Source organism: Euzebya tangerina (assembly GCF_003074135.1).
GTDB lineage: Bacteria > Actinomycetota > Nitriliruptoria > Euzebyales > Euzebyaceae > Euzebya > Euzebya tangerina.
Genome location: NZ_PPDK01000001.1, coordinates 2,928,353 through 2,949,406, shown reverse-complemented (window position 1 = coordinate 2,949,406; position 21,054 = coordinate 2,928,353). Strand labels below are relative to the sequence as shown.

Here is a 21,054-nt window from a genome sequence, read left to right as displayed (position 1 = left end):
CTACTGGTTGATCGGGGCGAAGCCCTCGGCCTCGTCCTGGCCGCACAGGCGAGCAACCTCGTCGTACACCTCACTCGTGGCCTGTCGACGGCTCCGGGAGGAGTCATCAGCCAGCTCGACCGGCGCCCCGAAGGTGATGCTCAGCCGGCCCGGGGGTGGGCGACGCGGGCTGGGCAACGTCTGGCCCTTCGGCCAGACCGACTGCATCCCCTGCATCCCCACCGGGACGATCGGAACACCCGCGGCGGCCGCCACACGGCCCATCCCCGACCGGAACTTGAAGAGCTCTCCCGTCGGTGACCGCGTCCCCTCCGGGAAGATGCCGACAACCGCCCCCGCCGTGAGGGCATCGATGACCACCTGCAGCGCGCCCAGGTCCGCACTCCCTCGCTGGACCGGGATCATGCCCATCGTCATGTTGAACCAGCCGAACGGGCCGGACTCGAGCTCGACCTTCCCCAGGAAGCGCATCGGTCGGGGGGACGCGGCTGCCAGCGTGAAGTGATCCAGGAAGGAGCGGTGGTTCGGAGCCAGGATCACACCGCCGTGCGTCGGGACGTTCTCTCGACCCCGGACGTCGCACCGCAACCAGGACAGCACCGGCGGTCCCGCCAGCCGGTGGGCCACCCGCATCGGCAGCATGTTGCGACCGCTCGTCGTCACGGCAGGTCAGGCAAAGAGACCGCCGTCGACCTGGAAGACCGCGCCGTTGACGTAGGAGGCGGCGTCGCTGCACAGGAACGCGATGACGGCCGCCACCTCGTCTGGATCGCCCAGGCGGCCCGCGGGGATCTGGTCGAGGTAGCCATCGGTCTCGACGTCCTCCGTCATGGAGGTCGTGATGAAGCCCGGGGCCACCGCGTTCACCGTGATCCCTCGCTTGCCGACCTCCCGCGCCAACGACTTCGTCAGTCCGACCAGCCCGGCCTTGGACGCGGCGTAGTTGGCTTGGCCGGGGTTGCCGTGCAGCCCGACGACGCTGGAGACGTTGACGATGCGGCCGTAGCGGGCGCGCAGCATCTTCCGCAGCACGGCGCGGGTGAGCGCGAACGACGCGGTCAGGTTGACCTGGAGGGTCTTCGTGAACGCATCGTCCGACATGCTCATCAGCAGCCCGTCGGCCGTGATCCCGGCGTTGTTCACCAGCACGGCGACATCGCCGACGTCATCAACGGCGTCGGTCAGCGGTGAGAGATCGGCGCCGAGGTCGGCTGTGACGGTCCGGGCCTTGACACCGGCGTCGGTGCAGGCCTGCGCGGTGGCGTCCGCACCGGCACGGTCGCCCCCGTACCCCACCAGGACGTTCAGGCCCTGGCCGGCCAGCGCCGTGGCCGTCGCGGCTCCGATGCCCTTCGAGGCGCCGGTCACCAGCGCCCAGCGGGTGTCCGCGTTGCTCATGTCACATCGTCTCCTCCGTCGACGGGCTTCCTAACCCTGCCAGATGCGCCGCCGGAACGTTGGCTCGGCCGGCCTGAGGGGCTCAGACCTGGTCGGGCGCGGTGATGGAGGTCCGTGCGATGCTGCGGTCGATCCGCTTGACCATGGGGCCGATGACGGCCGTGGCACCCAACTCCACGATCTCCTCGACGCCGGCCTCCTTCATCGCAAGGACGCTCTCACGCCACCGGACCGGGCTGGTCACCTGCCGGCGCAGCAGATCGGGCCACACCGCCCCCTCGCTGTGCGGGCTGGCGTCCACGTTGGCGATGACGGGGACGGTGGTGTCGGCGAAGGCGGTGGCGTCGAGCGCCTCACCCAGTGGCGCCACGGCGGCAGCCATGTGCGGCGAGTGATATGCAGCCCCAACGGGGATGTCCCGCACCTTGCCCCGACCCTCGGCCAGGAGGTCCTTCACCGCTGCGAGTTGGTCCGGCGTGCCCGAGACGGTGATCTGCCCCACGGCGTTGTCGTTGGCCACGTGGGCACCGGCCTGCGCACAAGCGGCGCTGACCTCCTCGACCTCGAAGCCCAGCGCTGCGATCATCGTGCCGGGCATGTCATCAGCGGCCGCCTGCGTGGCGTTCGCCCGGACCTCCACCAGCCCGAGGCCGTCCTCGAACGACATCGCCCCTGCGGCGTGGAGGGCGTTGTACTCCCCCAGCGAGTGGCCGGCCGTCATGGCGATGTCGATTTCGGGGTGGGCGGCCCGCCAGGTCTCGAACAGGACCACGTGGTGGACGAACAACGCCACCTGACAGTTGAGCGGCTCGGTCAGCTCGTCCGCCGGCGCGTCGGTTCCCAGGCGCGAGACGTCCCAGCCGAGGATCTCGTCGGCCTCGGACCAACGGGAAGCGGCGGGGACATCGGCCCAGGCCGTGGCCATTCCAGGTTGTTGGCTTCCCTGCCCCGGGAAGCAGATCGCGATGTTCACGTAGGAATCCTCACTTACGACGCCTTGCGGTCGGAACCGGAGGTCGGCTCTGGTTCGGCTCCGGCACGCTGCAGCATTGCACGCGCAGCGGCCACCAGGTCGCCGAACGTCGCCACCTCTGCCGTCGACGCCTCATCGAAGCGGATGTCCAACTCGTCTTCGACGGCGACCTGCAACTCGACAACGGACAGCGAGTCCAGTTGCAGCCCGTCCTGCAGGGTGACGTCAGACGTCAGGGCATCGGCGGGCACGCCGAAGAGGTCATCGATGACGGCCGCGATGCGATCGCTGGTGGATGGCTGGTCACTCACGCGTCGTGCTCCTCCGGCCCGTGGGGGAACCGCCCTGGGCTCGCAGCGTCGTCTTGTCGATCTTGCCGGTGTGGTTGCGGGGCAGGCTGTCTGCGGTGGTGATGCGTCGCGGCACGGCATGCCGTCCGATCCCGGAGTCAACCAGTGCCCGGAGTGCCATCACATCAATCGTTGCGCCCTCACGCAGCACCACCGTTGCGGTGACCGCTTCCTGGCCGAATCCGTCGGGTACGCCGTAGACGGCGGCCTCGACCACATCGGGGTGCTGGCCGAGCACCTGCTCGACCTCGACGCTGAAGACGTTGGCGCCGCCTCGCATGATCACGTCCTTGGCCCGGTCGAGCAGCCGGACCGTCCCGTCCGGACCGATCGTGCCGATGTCGCCGGTCCGCAGCCACCCCCGGTCGATGACCTTCCGGGTCAGTGCCTCGTCGTCGGCGTAGCCCGGTGTGACGTTCTGGCCGCGGACGAGGAGCTCACCGGGACCGCCGTCCTCGCTGTCGGCTCGCACCTCCACACCGGCCAGGGGCCGCCCGACCGTTCCGGGCAGGGGCGGGGCATCGAGTTCGTACCGCAGCGCGGTTGCGGGACCGTGGGTCTCGGAGAGTCCCCAGACGTCCCACAAGGCGACCGTGCCGAAGCGTCGGGCCAGCGCCTGAGCCACCTCTGCCGGCATCGGTGCTCCGCCGTAGATGACCGTCCGCAGGGTGGGGACGGTGGCGGTGCCCTCGCGGACCATGAGACCGAGCCAGGACGGGACGGCGTCGAGGTAGGTCGCGCGCGCAGCCTCCATCCGGCTGGCCGCAGTGGCCGGGGCCGTGTCGTCGGGGATGACACAGGTGCCCCCGACCAGCGCCATGGTCGTGGTCTGGGCGGAGAGTGCCCCGATGTAGTACAGCGGCAGGCAGACGTACGCCCGGTCGGTGCTGTCCAGTCCGAGGAGGTCGATGTAGGCCAGCGCAGCGTGGATGAGCCCAGCGGTGGTCACCCGGCTCATCTTCGGAACGCCCGTGGTGCCGGAGGTGGCGATCAGCGCGAGGGTCTGATCGGGCCCACCGGTGGGCCGGCCAGTCGGCCGCGGTGCGGCGGGGGCCTGGTTGGCCTGCCAGATCTGCGACGCGGGGACGACGCGGTGGCTCTCGCGCACCGCTGCAGCGACGGAGGCCTGATGAGCTGCGTCGGTGAGGACCACCGTCGGCTCGGCGGTGTCGAGCTGCTCGGCCCACCGGTCCGGCGTCAGGGAGGCGTTCAGCAGCAGGACCGTCACGCCCGCGCGGCTGGCCAGGAACGGCACCGTGAACAGCGGTACGTCGTGGGACAGGGCCACGGCGATGCGGTCGCCCGGCTCGGCCACCTCGTGGAGAGCGGCCGCGGCCCGGTCGACGAGCGCGTCGAGTTCGGCGTAGGAGAGTGTGGCGGAGGGGGCCTCGACGGCCGGGTGGTCGGGCCAGGCCGCGGCCGCGCGCCGCAGCAACACATCGTGGGAGGCCGGGCGGTCGGCAAAGACCTGGACGGTGGTGCCCAGGTAGGAAGCGGGTTCGAGGATTGGCGGCATGGGGTGCGTCACGTGGTTGCTGTGCCGGCGGGCGCGGAGGTGAAGGCCAGGACGGCGTTGTGTCCACCGAACCCGAAGGAGTTCGAGATGACGGCGGAGACGGATTGCTCCCGGAGGTCCGTGACGACCTCGATGGGGCAGGCGGGGTCCTGGGTGGTGAGGTTGACGGTTGGCGGGATCTGCTGGTCGGTGAGGGTCAAGACGGCGGCTACGGCCTCGATGGCGCCGGCAGCGCCGAGCAGATGCCCGACCGAGCTCTTGCACGCGGTGACGGGCGGGACCTCTCCTGCGCCGAACACCGTGCTCAGGGCCATCGACTCGGCAACGTCGTTCAGCGGGGTGGAGGTTCCGTGGACGTTGACGTGGTCGATGTCCTGGCCTCGGAGTCCCGCATCGGCCATAGCGGTGCGTATCGCACGGACGGCCCCCGCACCCTCCGGTGCCGGGCGAGTGGGATCGTGGGCGTCGTTGGAGGCGCCATAGCCGGAGAGGTGGACGCTTGGCTCCCGATCCCGCCGCAGCGCCAGGTCGGCGCGTTCCAGCACCAGGACAGCCGCCCCCTCTCCTGCGACGAACCCGTCGCGGTCGATGTCGAACGGCCGGGAGGCGGTCGCCGGCTCGTCGTTGCGTGTCGACATCGCCCCGGCGGCGTGGAACCCGGCCATCATCAGCGGGGTGATGGCGGCCTCGGAGCCACCGGCGAGGACGATGTCGGCCCGGCCGGAGCGGATCAGGTCGAGCCCGGACCCGATGGCGTCGGCAGCGGACGCGCAGGCGCTCACGACTGCGGTGACCGGCCCCTGCAGGCCGTGACGGATCGCGATCTGACCACCAGCCATGTTGACCGGCGCCGCGATCGTGAAGTAGGGGCGGACCCGATCCGGGCCGCGCTGGATCATCCGCGTGTGCTGGTCGGCGATCTCGGCGACGCCTCCGATGCCGGACGCCATCACCACCGCGACTCGTGTTGGGTCGATCGCGGGGTCCAGCGGGGCGACGAGCCGATCGGACGTGACCTGGTCACCCGTGAGCGGTGGGGCCAAGAGCCCGGCCGCGGTGAGTGCCTCCTCTGCGGCGATGAGACTCATCTGTGCGAAGCGGTCGGTCTGCCGGAGCAGGCGTCGGGGCAGGTGCGCCGTCAGGTCGGCCGGCGCCTCGCAGGCAAACCGCACGCCGTGCTCCGCCGGGTCGAAGGCCGTGATGGGGGCTGCCGCGGGCCGGCCGGCCCGGAGGCCGTCCCACAGCGCGGGCACGCCGATGCCGTGGGGGCTGACGGCCCCCAGGCCAGTGATGGCCACGTCAGGTCTGTGGTTGGTCACGCCGGAACAGTAGATCCTGCCCTGCCACATGACGGCGAGCCGGACCCTCTCAGCGGGGGGCTTGACCGTCCCACCGAGCAAACGCAACCGCTCTGCACGGCACACCGCGGCGCGTCGGCCCATACTGGCGGGTCGCCGATGTCCTCCTCTTCACCACCAGCGACACCCGCAGCGATCGCGGTGACCGATCTCGTCAAGCGCTACGGGCGACGGACCGTGGTCGACGGCGTGAGCCTGACGGTGGACGCCGGCCAAGCCGTGGCACTGCTGGGTCCGAACGGTGCCGGGAAGACCACCACGGTGGAGTGCATCGAGGGCTTCCGTCAGCCGGACGGCGGACAGATCCGCATCTTCGGCCTCCACCCGACCAAGGACCGGGCGGCCGTGACGTCACGGGTCGGCGTCATGCTGCAGGAGGGTGGGGTCTGGCAGGCGGCCTCGCCCCGGGAGGTGCTTCGGCTGTACGCCCGCCTCTACCCCTCCGCAGTGAATCCCGACGACCTGATCGAGCGGTTGGACCTGGGCCGGGTGGCCACCGCCAAGGTCCGGACCCTGAGCGGCGGCGAGAAGCAGCGGCTCAACCTGGCGCTCGCGCTGGTCGGCCGGCCCGAGCTGCTGATCCTGGACGAGCCGTCGACCGGGATGGATCCCGAGGTGCGCGCCGCCACCTGGGCGATGCTGGGCGAGCTGCGTCGTGACACGGGCACCGCGCTGCTGCTCACCACCCACAACATGACCGAGGCAGAGACCCTCGCCGACCGCGTCGCGGTCATGGCCCGGGGACGGGTCCTGGCGGAGGGAACGACCGCGGAGTTGGTCAACACCTACGCGCCAGCAGGCGTGACCGTGTCCACCCCCGACGAGATCGACCCGGACGTCCTGGCGGCCTCGGTTGGTGCGCCGGTGCGGACCGACGGAGCCGGGGTGGTTCACGTCGATGTCGACCCGAGCGAGACCGCAGCGATGATGAGCCGTGTCACCGAGTGGTTTGCCCGACAGGGACTGACCCTCTCCGGCGTGACGACCGGTGGTCAGGGGCTCGAGTCCGCCTACCTCGAGATCACCCGCCAGGCGTTCGGGGAGCCGGCCGCCCTGCCCGACGCCACGCCGCTGGAGCCGACCAGGTGAGTCGCCTGACCGCCCAGACGGGGATGGAACTCCGTCTGCTGCTGCGCAACGCAGAGAACCTGACCGTGACCTTCGGCATCCCCGTCGGACTGCTCGTGTTCTTCTCGGTCGTCTCCGTCCTACCCGTACCGGAGGGGCAGTCGGCTGTGTCGTTCCTCGCCCCCGGGATCCTGGCCTTGTCCGTGATCGGGGCTGCCATGGTCTCCCTCGGCATCCAGACGGGCTTCGAGCGCTTCTACCTGGTGCTCAAGCGCCTCGGTGCCACACCGCTGCGACGCGGGGAGCTGATCGGTGCGAAGGTCCTCTCCATCCTCGCCATCGAGGTCGTCCAGGTCGCCGTGGTGGTCAGCGTCGCCGTTGCACTCGGCTGGCGCCCGGCGGTGGGCTCGCTGGCCCTGCTGCCGGTCGCCCTGCTGCTCGGGACGGCCGCGTTCGCTGGCATCGGCATGGCCATGGCCGGGCGGCTTCGGGCCTTGGCGACCCTGGCCCTGGTCAATGCCGTGTTCGTGGTACTCCTGCTCTCGAGCGGGATCCTCTTCCCCCTCGACCGGCTACCCGAGGTCATGCAGGCTGCGGCCCGGATCCTCCCCGCGGCGCCACTCGCGGACTGGTTGCGGGCTGCGTTCGGTGGGCCTGTGATCCCAACCACCTCGGTGGTCTCGCTGTTCGGCTGGGCCGTCATCGCCCCCGCAGTGGCGGCCCGACTGTTCCGCTGGGAGTAGTAGGCCTAGAAGACCACGCCGGCCGCCAACGCGAACAGGACCAGCCCGAGGTAACCGATCGAGTAGCGGAAGGTGGCCATCGCCTCGGCGTGCAGTGCCGAATCACCTGGGTCATCCGTGGCAAGCCCGGCGCGGTGCAGACGCAGCGCCAGCTGGACGAAGCGGGCCCCGAGCAGCAGCGCGACGACCAGGTAGACGACGCCCGCCTCCGCGACCAACCCGAGCGCCAGGGTGAACACCACCATCAGCACCGTGTAACCGATGATCTGGCGGGTCGTCTCCAGGGTCCCCGCCACCACCGGCAGCATCGGGATCGAGGCCGCCGCGTAGTCCTCGCGATAGCGGATCGCCAGTGCCCAGAAGTGTGGTGGGGTCCACAGGAACACGACGGCGAACATCAACCATGCCGTGAGGGAGAGCTCCCCCGTGACGGCGGACCACCCGGCCAGGACGGGGACACATCCGGCCGCACCGCCGATGACGATGTTCTGCACCGTCCGGGGCTTCAGGTACGCCGTGTAGACCAGCACGTAGAACGCGTTGGCAGCCAGGATCAGCGCGGCCGTGAGCAGGTTGACCCAGAGCGTGGTCACCACGAACGAGACCACGGCCAGGATGCTTGCGAAGAGCACGGCAGCGCGGGTCGAGATCGCGTGGTTCGGCAGCGGGCGACGGCTGGTGCGCTGCATCAGCGCGTCGCTGTCGCGCTCGATGATCGAGTTGAACGCGTTGGCGCTGCCGGCCCCCAGAGTGCCGCCGAGCAACGTCGCGAGGATCAGCCCGGCCGGCGGCAGTCCCCGCTCAGCCACGATCATGGCGGGGAGGGTTGTGACCAGGAGCAGCTCGACGATCCGCGGCTTGGTGACCGCCACGTAGGCCCGCACCACATCGCCGACCGACGACCCCCGGGGATCGGTCGGAGCGGTTGCGGCAGCTTCGAGGTGGCTCATACTCCGGCGCCGATTCTGTCCGGTGCCGGCGTCCTGGCAGCGGAACCGAGGTCATCGCGGTCGCACAGGTGGATGGTGGTCATGGTGAGGGCAGCCAGGATCCACGACGCGACGGCGAGGTGCGGGATGACCGAGACGTAGGACAGATCGCTGTAGAGGTTGGTCACGCCGAGGACGATCTGCAGCCCCACCAGTCCTGCGGACACCCTGGCCCACAGCTGTGCCGGACCCCCGGCGGCGTCGACGGACCGCTTGATGCGGATGGCCAGCACCATCACCAGCGCCGCGACGGCGTACGCGAGGTAGCGGTGGACCACGTTGATCGCCTCCTCCTCGATGGTGATCGGGCCGATGGTGAAGATGCCCAGCAACGGTCGACTCTTGAAGGCCAGGCCGCCGTGGATGCCGCTCAGGTGCCCACCGATGAGGATCTGGCCCCACAGCATCGCCGTGGTGATGACCGAGAGGCGCCACAGACGTGCCCGGTTCGGCTCGGCCGGTCGGCGCAACCCCGCGGTTGCGACCGCTCCATGACTCCGCGCCGCCAGGAAGATCAGGAGCACCATCGTGGCCGTGCCGAGGCCCAGGTGGAGCGTGACGAGCTCGGCCTGCACCAGGTTCCACACCACCAGCGCGCCGAGCAGCGCCTGGACGTTGACCGCCACGGCAGCCACGACGACCGGCCACAGCAGGCCCGGGACGTGGCGGTAGCGGCGCAGCACCCACACCAGCAAGGCGGCCACCTGCACGGCGAGGAGCCCGGCCACCAGTCGGTGGGAGTGCTCCAGCCAGATGTTGATGCCTGTGACGTTGCGGCCCAGCCCGTCGACGAACTCCCCCGTGATGGGCGGCAGGAAGTCTCCGCCGGTGAAGCACCCGGGCCAGGTGGGGCAGGCCAGCCCCGAGTCGGTCGCGCGCGTCGCACCACCCACGGCGATCACCACCAGCGAGGTGATGGCAGCGGCGACGGCCAGGCGCCGGAAGCCGGCCCGGACCGGCCGCGCGTCGGCGGACGAGATGACGTCGGACATGACGGCCAGAGTAGGCGCCGGATCCCCTGCCACCCAAGACGGATGGCAACAGATGCCTCTCACCATGCCGTGGCCGACGTGCTCGCTCACGAGGCCGTGATCGGCGGTAGCCTGCCTGCCGTGACCGCTCAGCCCTACACCGAATCTGACCACCAGGCCGTTGCCGCGATCCGCGCACTCTCGATCGACGCGGTCGAGCGGGCCAACTCAGGCCATCCGGGGGCGCCGATGGGCCTGGCGCCGCTGACCTACGCGCTCTTCACGCGGCACCTGAAGCACAACCCCACCAACCCGGGGTGGATCGACCGCGACCGGTTCGTGCTGTCGTGCGGCCATGCCTCGATGCTGCTGTACTCGGTGCTCCACCTGACCGGTTACGACCTGGCCATCGAGGACATCAAGGACTTCCGTCAGTTCGAATCCCGCACCCCCGGTCACCCGGAGAGCTTCGCCACCCCAGGCGTCGAGACCACCACCGGACCGCTGGGGCAGGGTGTGGCCAACGGCGTCGGGTTCGCGCTGGCCGAACGGCTGCTGGCCGCCCGCTTCAACCAGCCGGAGGGTGACATCGTCGACCACCGGACCTGGGTGATCGCCAGCGATGGCGATGTGATGGAGGGTGTCGCCGCCGAGGCGTGTTCCCTCGCCGGCCAGCTGCAGCTGGGCAAGCTGATCATGTTCTGGGACGACAACGAGGTCACGCTGGACGGGCCCGCGTCGTGGTCCTTCTCCAACGAGGACGTCGTGGCCCGATACGCGGCGTACGGGTGGCGGACTCTCGAGATCGCCGACGGGAACGATCTGGAGGCGGTCGACGCTGGCATCGCCCAAGCCGCGGCGTCCGACGGTCGCCCGACCTTCGTCCGGGTGCGAACGACGATCGGGTACGGCGCGCCGACCAAGGCTGGGACGTCGAAGTCCCACGGCTCCCCGCTGGGTGAGGAGGAGGCGGCGGCAGCCAAGGCCTCCTACGGCTGGGAGAATGCGCCGTTCGAGGTCCCCGACAGCGTGTACGACGCAGCCGGTCAAGGCGATCGTGGCTCCGCGGCCGAGGAGACCTGGAACGAGCTGTACGCCGCCTACTCGAGCGACCACCCTGATCTGGCGGAGGAACTGGAGCGGGCGATGGCCGGTGAGCTGGCTGAGGACTGGGACTCCCAGCTCCCCGACTTCGAGGACGGCCACAGCGAGGCCACCCGTGCGGCCAGCGGCGCCGTGATCCAGAAGCTGGCCGCCGCGATCCCCGAGCTGGTTGGTGGCTCGGCGGATCTCGCGGGCTCGACCAAGACCACGATCGACAACTCCGCCGCCGTGTCCGCCGACCTGTTCGCCGCGCGGAACATCAACTTCGGGGTACGCGAGCACGCGATGGCAGGGATGGCCAACGCCATGATCCTCCATGGCGGCCTCCGCCCGTTCGTCGGGACCTTCCTCACCTTCAGCGATTACATGCGCGGCTCGGTCCGTCTGGCTGCCCTGACCGGCCTGGGGGTGATCTACGTGTACACCCACGACTCGATCGGCTTGGGTGAGGACGGTCCGACCCACCAGTCCGTGGAACACCTCGCGGCCCTGCGGGCCATGCCGAACCTGCGGGTCATCCGACCGGCTGATGCGCGGGAGACGGTGGGGGCCTGGGTCCAAGCGGTGATGCGGACGGACGGGCCGACGGCGCTGGTGCTCTCCCGTCAGGGCCTGCCGGTCCTCAGCGGGAGCGATGCGGACGCCGTCGGCATGGGCGCATACGCGCTGCAGGACGTCGAGGACCCGGATCTGATCCTGGTCGGCACCGGCTCCGAGGTCCAGCACTGCGTGGAGGCGGCGGCGATCCTGGCCGACGAGGATGACCTGGTGGTCCGGGTCGTCTCGATGCCCTCGATGGAGCTGCTGGAGGAGGCTGGGGAGGACTACGCCGAGGACCTGCTGGGCAATGGTGAGGTACCGGTCCTCTCGGTCGAAGCCGGTGTCAGCTTCGGGTGGCAGCGGTGGGCCGACGACCACATCGCAATGGACGACTTCGGCGCCTCCGCCCCCGGACCGGAGCTGATGGAGGAGTTCGGCTTCACCGCCGAATCGGTGGCCGACGCCGCCCGCGACCTGTACAACGACTGGGAGGACGACGAGGCATGAGCACATCACGACTGGCCGCGATCGAACGGCAGGGACAGGCCATCTGGCTTGACTCGATCAAACGGTCCTACCTCGGTGAGGGCAACTACCTGGATCAGCTGATCTCCGACGGCGACATCTACGGGCTGACGTCGAACCCCTCCATCTTCGCCTCGGCCGTCGCGGGGTCGGACGAGTACGACGAGCAGGTTGCGTCGTTGGCTGCGGAGGGCAAGGACGCCGCCGCGATCCTGTGGGAGGTGATGAAGGCGGACATCACCTTCGCGTGTGACCAGTTCGCGGACCTGTACGCGTCCTCCGACGGGCTGCACGGCTACGTCTCGATCGAGGTCGACCCCAGCAAGGCGTTCGACACCGACGGCACGATCGAGCAGGGCCGCGCCCTGTGGAATAAGATCGACCGGCCGAACCTGATGGTCAAGGTGCCGGGGACCGAGCCCGGTCTTGCCGCCATCACCGCGCTGATCGGCGAGGGCGTCAACGTCAACGTGACGCTGCTGTTCAGCGTCGATCGCTACCAGCAGGTGATGTCGGCCTACATGGACGGGCTGGCCCAGGCCAGGGACGCCGGAAGGAACCTGGCCTCGATCGCCAGCGTCGCCTCGTTCTTCGTGTCCCGTGTCGATGCGAAGGTCGATCCGATGTTGCCCGAGGATTCCGACCTCCGTGGGCGGGTCGCGATCGCCAACGCCCAAGCTGCGTTCACCGCGTTCATGGAGGTGTGCATGAGCGAGCGTTGGAAGGAGCTGTCCGCGTCAGGCGCCGCCGTGCAGCGGCCGCTGTGGGCCAGCACATCGACCAAGGACCCGTCGTACCCCGACACGCTGTACGTGGACGAGTTGGTCGGGCCCAACACCGTGAACACCGTTCCCGAGGCAACCTTGGACGCGGTGCGGGATCACGGGGCCGAGCCGACCGACCGGCTCTCGGGAACCGGGCCTGCGGCGGTTCGGACATTGAGCGCCCTCTCAGACGCCGGCATCGACCTGGATCAGGTGACGAAGGAGCTCGAGACGGAGGGCGTTGAGAAGTTCATCGCGAGCTTCGAGGAGGCCGTCGCGACGGTGGACGAGGCGCTGTAGCGGTCAGAGGTTGCCGCGGCTCTCCTGCTCACGCTCGATGGCCTCGAACAGCGCCTTGAAGTTCCCCTTCCCGAAGCCGAGCGACCCGTGGCGTTCGATCAGCTCGATGAACACGGTCGGGCGATCGGTGATCGGCTTGGTGAAGATCTGCAGCAGGTAGCCGTCCTCGTCGCGGTCGACCAGGATCCCGCGGGACCGCAACGCCTCGATCGGGACTCGGACCTCGCCGATCCGCGCCCGGAGTTCGGGGTCGGTGTAGTATGAGTCGGGGGTGGCCAGGAACTCCACACCCTGAGCTCGCATGGCGTCGACGGACGCCAGGATGTCGCCGGTGGCAAGCGCCAGGTGCTGGACGCCGGGCCCGCCGTAGAACTCCAGGTACTCATCGATCTGTGAGCGCTTCTTGGCCACGGCGGGCTCGTTGAGCGGGAACTTCACCCGGTGGTTGCCGCTGGCCACGACCTTGCTCATGAGGGCGGAGTAGTCGGTTGCGATGTCGTCGCCGATGAACTCCGCCATGTTCGTGAAGCCCATGATGCGGTTGTAGAACTCCACCCAGGTGTCCATCTCACCCAACTCGACGTTGCCGACCACGTGGTCGAGGGCCTGGAAGATGCGCTTGGGCGCACCCTCGGGCCGGACCAGGGTGGACTGTCGAGGGACGAAGCCCGGCAGGTAGATGCCGTCGTAGCGTGAGCGGTCGACCAGGGTGTGACGGGTCTCTCCGTAGGTGGCGATGGCTGCGAGACGGACGACACCGTCGTCGTCCTCGACGTCGTGGGGGTCGACCAGCACCTTGGCGCCCATGGCGCGAGCATGGTCGATGCAGGTGTCGACGTCCGGCACCTCGAGCGCGATGTCCGTCACGCCGTCTCCGTGCTGGCGATGGTGGTCAGCCACCGGGCTGTCGGGCTCCACGGCGCCCCGGACCACGAAGCGGATCGCGCCGCTGCGCAGGACGTAGGCCTTGTGGTCGCGGTTACCGGTCTCGGGGCCGGAGTAGGCCTCCACGGTCATGCCCAACGCAGTGGCGAAGAAGTGGGTCGTGTGGAGGGCGTTGCCGACGTCGAACACCACTGCGTCCCACCCCGTCACCGGGAAGGGGTCGTCGTCGACGTCGTACTCCACCAGCCCGACCAGGCGCTTCAGCTGATCCGTTCCGAGCCCGGCCAACCGCTCGGTGTCGGTCAGCATGGGGTTGAGCGTCGAATCGCTGGGGGTCGAACTCCCGGCTGCGGGTGTCTCGTTCCTGCTCATCGGGTCTCCTTCGCGTGATGGTCGAGAGGAGTCCGAGTTCAACAGTCGGAGCCGGATCCTGCAACCAAGTCGACGCAGAGGGTTCGCTCTGCCGGCTCGATCCGGTCGATCTGTCCCGTCCGCCCGAGCCGCCGGTGACGAACCGACCACCTGCCCGGACCGGTGGGCGCGGCGGCCGGGTTGAGCCGGGGGCCAGGTCGGAGCCCGCCAGTCCCGTCGGATGTCACGGATCGACCGATTTCGAGCGACGGGGACCTCGGACCCCTGGTCGATGTGTGCGCAGGTCGTCCGCGCTGTGCCGCTGACCTGCGACCACACCCAGAGTTGTTGGGAGCTGGCCGCGCGTGATGGTCGATCTGTGCGGTGAGTCAGTTGGTACGGCGGTCAACCCGCGCCGAGGAGGAGGGGACCCCGCCCGGTTCTCAGCTGGACGACGGCGGGGGCACCGTTGAGACCGCCCGGCGCGACGGAGCGCCCGGTGGTGGCGGAGGAGTGCCCGGCCGGCCCGCCGGAGGGGGTACCGCGACTGCCTCGGGGCGAGGTGGCGCCCCCGCAGTTTCGGGCTGCTCGCTCCCCTGCCGGGGCTCGGCCGTCGCGGGAACCGCTATTTCGGCGTCGGACGGGGCAACGGGATCGGGGTTGGCGGCCGGTTCACGTTCGGCCGAGGTGGCCGTGTCTGCAGGCGTTGACTCGTCGGCCGGCGTGGACGCCTCATCCTCGTCCTTCTTCTTCTTGCGGCGACGCCACAACAGCCAGAGCGGAAGCCCGACCGCCCCACCGCCGATGACGCCGGCACCGATGTCCAGCCCGCTGCGCGAGGGCGCGTCCACCTCGATGACGTTCGGCAGGTTGCCAGCCTGGGGGAAGGTGATGGTGGCCTGCGCCTGCTTCTCCAAGGTCCCTGAGCTCACCGTCAGAGTGGCCAGCCAGGGACCATCTGGCAGCTCGGGGTCCAACAGCAACTGGACATCGGTGGAGCCACCGGGTGCCAGGGTCGTGCCCAACTCAACGTCGAAGGGACCGGCGCTCACGCCCCCGGGGCCGTCGGTCAGCATGACCTCACCTTGAAGGTCGAGTGCGCGGCCGCCCGTGTTGGCGATTCGTGCCTCGAGGCCCGGCTCACCGCTCTCGTCCCGCATGGCTGTGAACGACGTGATCTCGAAGTCGGAGACTGGGGCCGGACCGTCGCCGACGGAGAGGTAGACCCTGATTCCCACGCGCTGCACCAGCTGTAACCCGCCCTGGTCAGCACTGCTGCGCTCGGCGAAGACGACGGCGTATCGCTCCCCGTCAGCAGCGTTCTCTGGTACGTCGATCCGCAGCGTGCTTCGCACACGTCCCTCGGAAGGGACCAGCAGCGAATCCGGCGCGACGGAGATCCAGGAGGCGAGGTCGTTCTGCTGATCGTCATCGAAAGCGATGAATGCGCTGTCGGTGATCTCCGCCCCGGCGCTGTAGAGGGAGACCTCGAAGTCCTCCGGATCCCCGTTGCCGATTTCGAAGTCCCGCTCAATTGTCGTCCCGGCTTCAACGTGGTCGATGACGTAGTTCTGCGCGCGTGGGTCGTCGGCCAGCTCAGCGGGCGCCTCGAGGAGCCGAATGCCGACACCAGGTGGGTTACCTTCCTGCGCGGACCCTGGCACAGGGAGGAGCAGGAGACCGAGGGACGCGACCAGCAGTGCCCGGACGAGAGCGTTCGTCGTGCGGGATTTTGGAGTTGCTGTGCGTGTCACGCTGTCTCCTATCGGCAGATCCCCGCCGCGACCTGAGTCGTGACGGGGATCAGCACCGAAGTACTCGGGCGGTGACTAGCTGACCGAGGTGGTCAGCGTGCTGGTGTAGGTACCGGGCGCCTGACCTGCCGGGATGGCCACGGTGATGGTGCCGTCAACGGTCCACGCGTCAGCGCCAAGGGTCCCCAGCCCGGACCCAATGGCAATCGGGACAGGGGCCGCGAGGGAGCCGCCACCACCGACGGCCGGGCCGGTGACCGGGTTGTTCTGCGAGTTGGTGATCGAGTCGGTGGCCCAGATCATCCCGACGTTCGAGATGGTGTTGTCGCCGTCGACCAGGTTGGTGGCCTGCGCGGTCGCGGTGTAGACGCCCGGCAGGGTGCGCTGGTCAGAGATGACGACGCCGTTGATGTCGAACGCGGCGGAGGAGGCCAACGGGTCGACCTCGCCGGTGGCGGATGCCGACTCGGGAGCGCTGATGCTGAGCAGTCCGTTGTTGGTCAAGGTCAAGGTCAGTGTGGTCTCGTCGGCCGCGGCTGGGACGGCAAACGCGGCCACAGCCGCCAGCGACGCGGCGGCTGCCGCCATCTTGCGAAGGTTGACGGGTCGAGCTGAGATCATGGGTGCTCCCGAGGTGTTCGTGGGATTGACTGCGATTACCCATTGTCTCGGCAGTTGCACAGAGAGTATTGAGACCTCAGTACGAAAAAGTGCTAGCTGCAGCTCGCACCCCTTTACTCCTCTTCGTCCCGCTCCCCGACGCAGATCCCGGTGACCGTCCCGACCGCTGGTGCTGGCCCGCGCGACCGCGACATCGGCGTCAACGTCTCGGGCCGCAGGATCACATACCCCTCCCCGGTCGGCACGTGCAGCGCTCGGCAGGCCCCGGCGTAGGCCAGCGGCTCCGCACCGGTGAGGACACCCTTGCCACCGCGGCCCTGGGTCGGGAACTCGCTGGCATCCACGATCTTCGCCGACCCGTCCGTCGCGAGCACGATCACGTCGGCCGCCTCCTCGACCACCGAGGCCGCCACCACCCGCTCACCCTTCGGGACGTTCAGACCGGCCACGCCACTCGCGCGTCGACCCATGGCGTTGACGTCCGCGACGGCGAAGCGGATCGCCTGCCCGCCGCTGTGCGCGACCATGACCTCGTCGGATTCCGCCACGGCCAGCACCGCCACGATCTCATCCCCGGACTTCACACCGGCTGCAGCCGTGGCGCGGACGCGGCCCTCGTACTCCGCTCGCTCACTGCGCTTGACGATCCCCTGTGCCGACACGGTCAGGACGAAGTCGGCCTGCGCCAGGACGACGGCACCCACGATCGGTGCCGTGAGCCCGGTGTCGAGCAGTGACTCCACCGTGGTGCCTCGCTGCCGCATCGAGGAGACCTGCAGCTCATCGGCATCGACGCGGTACCCGCCACCGTCTGCCCCGACGAGCAGCAGCACATCGTCGGCGGCTCCCCTGAGGACCGCGACCACCGGGTCGTGCGCGGCGTTGTGGGGCTTGGTCAGCCGCTTGCGTGCCACGGGCTTGAGGTAGCCACCGGCCGTCACGTACGTGGTGACGTTCTGCGCCGCGAGCAGGACGCCCTCCTCGGCGTCCTCACCCTCCGCCACCTCACCCAGGCGGGAGCGTCGGGGGTTGCCATGGGCTTCGGAGATCTCGTTCAGCTCGGCCGCCAGCAGCCGGTCGAGCTGGGCCGGATCCTCCAAGATCGCCCGCAGGGTTCCGATCAGGGTCTGGAGCTCATCGTGTTCGTCCTGGATCTTCTGCCGTTCCAGCTTGGCCAGTCGGCGCAGTTGCATGTCGAGGACAGCCCCCGCCTGGATCTCGCTCATCCCGAACTCCCGCATCAGCCCGGCCCGGGCCTCGGACGCGGAGTCGGATGCGCGGATCAACGCGATGACCGCGTCCAGGTTGTCCAGCGCGATCAGATAGCCGAGCAGGATGTGCAACCGCTCCTCGGCCTTGCGCAGCCGGTAGCCGGTGCGCCGGGTCAACACCTCACGCTGGTGCGCGATGTAGGCGTGAAGGGCCTCCAGCAGGCCCATCGTCTTCGGCCGGCCACCGTCCAGCGCCACGAAGTTGACGTTGAAGTTCGTCCGCAGGTCGGTCAGGTCGTAGAGGCGCTCCAGCGTCGTTGACGGGTTCTCGCCTCGCTTGAGCTCGATGACGATCCGCATGCCGTCACGCGACGACTCGTCGCGCAGGTCCCGGATCCCGTCGACCTTCTTGTCCTTGACCAGGTCGGCGATCTTGGTGAGCAGGGTGGCCTTGTTGACCTGATAGGGAATCTCGGTGATGACGATGCGAGGAAGGCCCCCCGACCGGGTCTCGGTGGCGGCCACGGCCTGCATGGTGACCGCACCCTTCCCGGTCTCGTAGGCGTCACGGATGCCGTCGCCGACGACGATCTGGGCACCGGTGGGGAAGTCGGGGGCCGGCAGGACCTCCATGATCTGGTCCAATGAGGCGCTGGGCTGGCGCATCAGCAGCAGGGCCGCGTCGATGGTCTCGACCAGGTTGTGCGGCGGGATGTTGGTGGCCATCCCGACGGCGATGCCGGTGGACCCGTTGACGAGCAGGTTCGGGAACCGGCTGGGGAGGACCTGTGGCTCGACCTCGTACCCGTCGTAGTTCGGGGCGAAGTCGACGGTCTCCTCGTTGATCCCGGCGAGCATCTCCATCGCGAGCGGGGAGAGCTTGCACTCGGTGTAGCGGAACGCGGCTGCCGAGTCCCCGTCCACGCTGCCGAAGTTCCCGCGGCCGTCCACCAGCGGTTCCCGGATCGCGAACTCCTGCGCCATCCGCACGAGCGCGTCGTAGATCGAGGAGTCCCCGTGCGGGTGGTACTTCTTCATCACGTCGCCGATGACCGAGGCGCACTTGCGGTACTGGGCGTCGGCCCGCAGGCCAGCCTCGTTCATGGCGTGCAGGATCCGCCGCTGCACCGGCTTCAGTCCGTCCCGGACGTCAGGCAGTGCCCGGCCGACGATGACGGACATCGAGTAGTCGAGGAACGACTGCTCCATGCGCTCGGCGATGTCGACGTCTTCGATCGTTCCGTCCTCGAGCAAGGATCCTTGTGCGTTCATGGACCCAGTGTGACAAGGCGGCGGGACGCAGCCATGGAGGTGGTGCTACACCTCTGACGCTGGCCTGGCTGCCGCGTGGGGCGCGAGGAACTCGATGAGCTTCCGGCCGACCTCGTCTGCGTCCATCGGCGCCCCCCACAGGTACCCCTGCGCCTCCGGACAGCGCAGATCCCGAAGCACCACGGCCTGCTCACGGGTCTCAACACCCTCTGCCACGACCTCAAGATCCAGACCGGTCGCCAACTCGATGACCGCTCGCACGATCGCCCGGTCGCGGTCGTCCCGGTCGACCCCGTCGACGAAGCCACGATCGATCTTCACCTCGTCCACGGGCAGACGGCGAAGATGGGTGAGGGAGAAGAAGCCCGTGCCGAAGTCGTCGATCGAGATGCGGATGCCGTCGGCGCGGAGTCGGTCGAAGGCGGTGGTCACGGCCGCGACGTCACCGAGGTCCCGCTCGGTCAACTCCAATGTGATCATGGTCGGGTTGACGTCGAAGCGGGCAAGGATCAAACGCATCGTCGCGGGGTAGTCCGGCCTGACCAGTTCGGCCGCCGAGACGTTGATCGACACCGGAACCTCCACGCCGGCCGCCCGCCACGTCAGCATCTCCCGACAGGCCAACTCGATCATCCGACGTCCCAGCCGGTGGATGAGCCCGCTCTGCTCAGCGATCGGGATGAACCGGTCCGGCGAGACCATCGTTCCGCTGCTGAGGCGCCACCGGGCCAGCACCTCCACCCCGCCGATCGTCCCGCGATCGAGCCTGACCTTTGGCTGGAACGCTGCGTGGATCTCGTCGCCATCCAGGGCCCGCCGCAGCCTCTGCTGCAGATCTAGGCGATCGAGCGCTGAGTCGTACAACCCGGCGTCGAACACGACCGGCGAGGAGCCCCGCTTCGCGGCGTACATGGCCGCGTCGGCGTCCCGCAGCATCGATTCCGGTGTCTCGTCCATGCCACGGCTGACGCACAACCCGAGGCTTGGCTTCACCTGGACCTCGTGCCCCCTGACGACGGTGACCAGGTGCAGGCTCTCGAGCACCGTGACCGCACGTCGTCGTGCGTCCTCCACGCCCTTGACCACCGGGATGACGACGACGAACTCATCACCACCGAACCGTCCGACCCGTTCGTCAGCGTGCAGTGTGCTGCGCAGACGCTCGGCGACGAGACGCAGCAACTCGTCGCCGGCGTCGTGGCCCAGCGAGTCGTTGATGATCTTGAAGTCGTCGAGGTCGACGAAGATGGCCGCGCAGGAGCGAAGGTCCGCTCGTCGCTCGGCCAACACCTCCTCGAGGTGGGCGGTTATGGCGGGCCGGTTCGGTAGGCCGGTGAGGGCGTCGGTGGTCGCCTGCTCTCGGAGCGACACCGTCATCGCCTCGAACCGACGGAGCAGGGCGTTGCGATCCGTGAGCAGCGCGGTCGCTCTCACGGCGACGACCACCGAGATCGCGACACCGAAGATCGCATACGCCGTGCTGTCGGATGGGGTCTTCGGGCCGAGGAGCGCCCCGGCCGGTATGGCCATGAGTACCGCGAAGAGCAGTACGACGTTGCGTCGCTTGACCAGCGGCAGCTCGGCACTGACCCGCTCAGCCAGAGCGGTGGCGGAGGGATGCAGTGCGGCCGCCACGGCTGCGGCACCTCCGATCAGCGACACCACCTCGGCCGATGGAGGAATCAGCGCACCTGGGAGCTGGTCCAGCACGCCAGGGAGGTGGAGCGCTGTCAGGATCGAGGCGGTGGTGAACGACACGGCGGCAACGCCGATGAGCATGACCGTCACACTGCGACGGCGACCACGCAGCAGGGCGACCACGGTGAGGACCATGGTGGCGTTGACCCACAGCCGCAGCAGTTCGACGCCGACGGTCGTACCTGCAACCCCGTTCTCGACTGCGGCGGCGCCCGCGAGCTCCCAGAGCAGCACGACGGGCACGGCCGCAGCCACGCTGGCGGCCAAGAGCACATCCTCGGCATAGCCCTGGCGACGACGCGTGAGGAGTGAGATGACCCCGGACAGGAAGAACGCGGCGATGGCCACGCTGAGGACGTGGGTCAGCGAGACCCCCAAGACATCGGGTGAACGGGGAAAGACAGTGGCGGTGGTGTCGTAGGCGATGCTGGACACGCCGCCGAGTGCGAAGAAGATCCAGGGTCGAGCCGCATCGCCGCCCATCGTCCGGGCTCGCCAGAGCGCAATGGCGACACCGATGGAGCCGAGCGCCAACGAAACAGCGGCACCGATCAGGGCGTCCCGCGGCGCCGCAATCAGTGACACGACCGCACACATACCGACCAGAACCCAGACGGTCAGCGAGGACGGCATACCGGACGAGGGTACCGGATCGCACACTGC

The 21,054-nt window shown here is 69.1% G+C and carries 17 protein-coding genes; 4 read left to right on the top strand and 13 right to left on the bottom strand.

Features of this window, described 5'->3' with window-relative positions; all coding sequences use genetic code 11:
- The 6 genes from C1746_RS13660 to C1746_RS13635 form a co-directional block, all read right to left on the bottom strand.
- On the bottom strand, positions 1–663 hold the full coding sequence (locus tag C1746_RS13660; RefSeq protein ID WP_116715103.1) for a lysophospholipid acyltransferase family protein: 663 nt from the start codon (positions 661–663) through the stop codon (positions 1–3).
- A gap of 6 nt (positions 664–669) precedes the next feature.
- On the bottom strand, positions 670–1,398 hold the full coding sequence (gene fabG, locus C1746_RS13655) for a 3-oxoacyl-ACP reductase FabG (RefSeq protein WP_116715102.1): 729 nt from the start codon (positions 1,396–1,398) through the stop codon (positions 670–672).
- Between the two features lie 82 nt (positions 1,399–1,480).
- Positions 1,481–2,371, bottom strand: coding sequence for an ACP S-malonyltransferase (locus C1746_RS13650; protein WP_162867732.1), 891 nt, complete (start codon positions 2,369–2,371; stop codon positions 1,481–1,483).
- A 14-nt stretch (positions 2,372–2,385) separates the two neighbouring features.
- Positions 2,386–2,682, bottom strand: coding sequence for an acyl carrier protein (locus C1746_RS13645; RefSeq protein ID WP_162867731.1), 297 nt, complete (start codon positions 2,680–2,682; stop codon positions 2,386–2,388).
- Positions 2,675–4,237 carry a class I adenylate-forming enzyme family protein gene (locus C1746_RS13640; protein WP_116715099.1) on the bottom strand — a complete coding sequence of 521 codons (1,563 nt, stop codon included), beginning with the start codon at positions 4,235–4,237 and terminating at the stop codon, positions 2,675–2,677. Before C1746_RS13640 ends, C1746_RS13645 begins: the two co-directional genes overlap by 8 nt.
- 8 nt (positions 4,238–4,245) lie before the next feature.
- Positions 4,246–5,556, bottom strand: coding sequence for a beta-ketoacyl-[acyl-carrier-protein] synthase family protein (locus C1746_RS13635; protein WP_205711848.1), 1,311 nt, complete (start codon positions 5,554–5,556; stop codon positions 4,246–4,248).
- 138 nt (positions 5,557–5,694) lie between these two features.
- On the opposite strand from C1746_RS13635, the gene C1746_RS13630 reads away from it, so the two are divergent.
- Positions 5,695–6,684: an ABC transporter ATP-binding protein gene (locus C1746_RS13630; protein ID WP_116715097.1), complete on the top strand. Its 990-nt coding sequence runs from the start codon at positions 5,695–5,697 to the stop codon at positions 6,682–6,684.
- A complete protein-coding gene (locus tag C1746_RS13625) occupies positions 6,681–7,406 on the top strand; it encodes an ABC transporter permease (protein ID WP_205711847.1) in 726 nt (241 codons plus the stop codon). Before C1746_RS13630 ends, C1746_RS13625 begins: the two co-directional genes overlap by 4 nt.
- Before the next feature lie 5 nt (positions 7,407–7,411).
- Here the strand turns inward: C1746_RS13625 and C1746_RS13620 are convergent, their stop codons facing one another.
- Positions 7,412–8,356 (bottom strand): heme o synthase, encoded by a 945-nt coding sequence (locus C1746_RS13620; protein ID WP_116715096.1) that lies wholly within the window; start codon positions 8,354–8,356, stop codon positions 7,412–7,414.
- The gene (locus C1746_RS13615) at positions 8,353–9,387 is read right to left on the bottom strand and encodes a COX15/CtaA family protein (protein ID WP_162867730.1); all 1,035 of its coding nucleotides are present in this window, start codon (positions 9,385–9,387) and stop codon (positions 8,353–8,355) included. Before C1746_RS13615 ends, C1746_RS13620 begins: the two co-directional genes overlap by 4 nt.
- Before the next feature lie 120 nt (positions 9,388–9,507).
- Between C1746_RS13615 and tkt the strand changes: the two genes are divergently transcribed.
- Together tkt and tal are read left to right on the top strand one after the other, a co-directional pair.
- On the top strand, positions 9,508–11,517 hold the full coding sequence (gene tkt, locus C1746_RS13610; protein ID WP_240598908.1) for a transketolase: 2,010 nt from the start codon (positions 9,508–9,510) through the stop codon (positions 11,515–11,517).
- Positions 11,514–12,599: a transaldolase gene (gene tal / locus C1746_RS13605; protein WP_116715093.1), complete on the top strand. Its 1,086-nt coding sequence runs from the start codon at positions 11,514–11,516 to the stop codon at positions 12,597–12,599. Before tkt ends, tal begins: the two co-directional genes overlap by 4 nt.
- A 3-nt stretch (positions 12,600–12,602) precedes the next feature.
- Here tal and hppD read toward each other — a convergent pair whose 3' ends face one another.
- The 5 genes from hppD to C1746_RS13580 all read right to left on the bottom strand — a co-directional run bounded on the left by hppD (position 12,603) and on the right by C1746_RS13580 (position 21,024).
- Complete coding sequence (gene hppD, locus C1746_RS13600) at positions 12,603–13,793, bottom strand: 4-hydroxyphenylpyruvate dioxygenase (protein ID WP_205711925.1); 1,191 nt, start codon at positions 13,791–13,793, stop codon at positions 12,603–12,605.
- 485 nt (positions 13,794–14,278) lie between these two features.
- Positions 14,279–15,589, bottom strand: a complete 1,311-nt coding sequence (locus C1746_RS13595; protein ID WP_162867729.1) for a hypothetical protein — start codon at positions 15,587–15,589, stop codon at positions 14,279–14,281.
- Positions 15,590–15,664: 75 nt separating this feature from the next.
- Positions 15,665–16,210, bottom strand: coding sequence for a hypothetical protein (locus C1746_RS13590; protein ID WP_116715090.1), 546 nt, complete (start codon positions 16,208–16,210; stop codon positions 15,665–15,667).
- A gap of 113 nt (positions 16,211–16,323) precedes the next feature.
- Positions 16,324–18,693 carry a DNA gyrase/topoisomerase IV subunit A gene (locus tag C1746_RS13585; RefSeq protein WP_116715089.1) on the bottom strand — a complete coding sequence of 790 codons (2,370 nt, stop codon included), beginning with the start codon at positions 18,691–18,693 and terminating at the stop codon, positions 16,324–16,326.
- A 45-nt stretch (positions 18,694–18,738) separates the two neighbouring features.
- Entirely contained in the window at positions 18,739–21,024 is a 2,286-nt protein-coding gene (locus C1746_RS13580; protein ID WP_116715088.1) for a putative bifunctional diguanylate cyclase/phosphodiesterase, read from the bottom strand.
- Positions 21,025–21,054 lie beyond the last annotated feature (30 nt).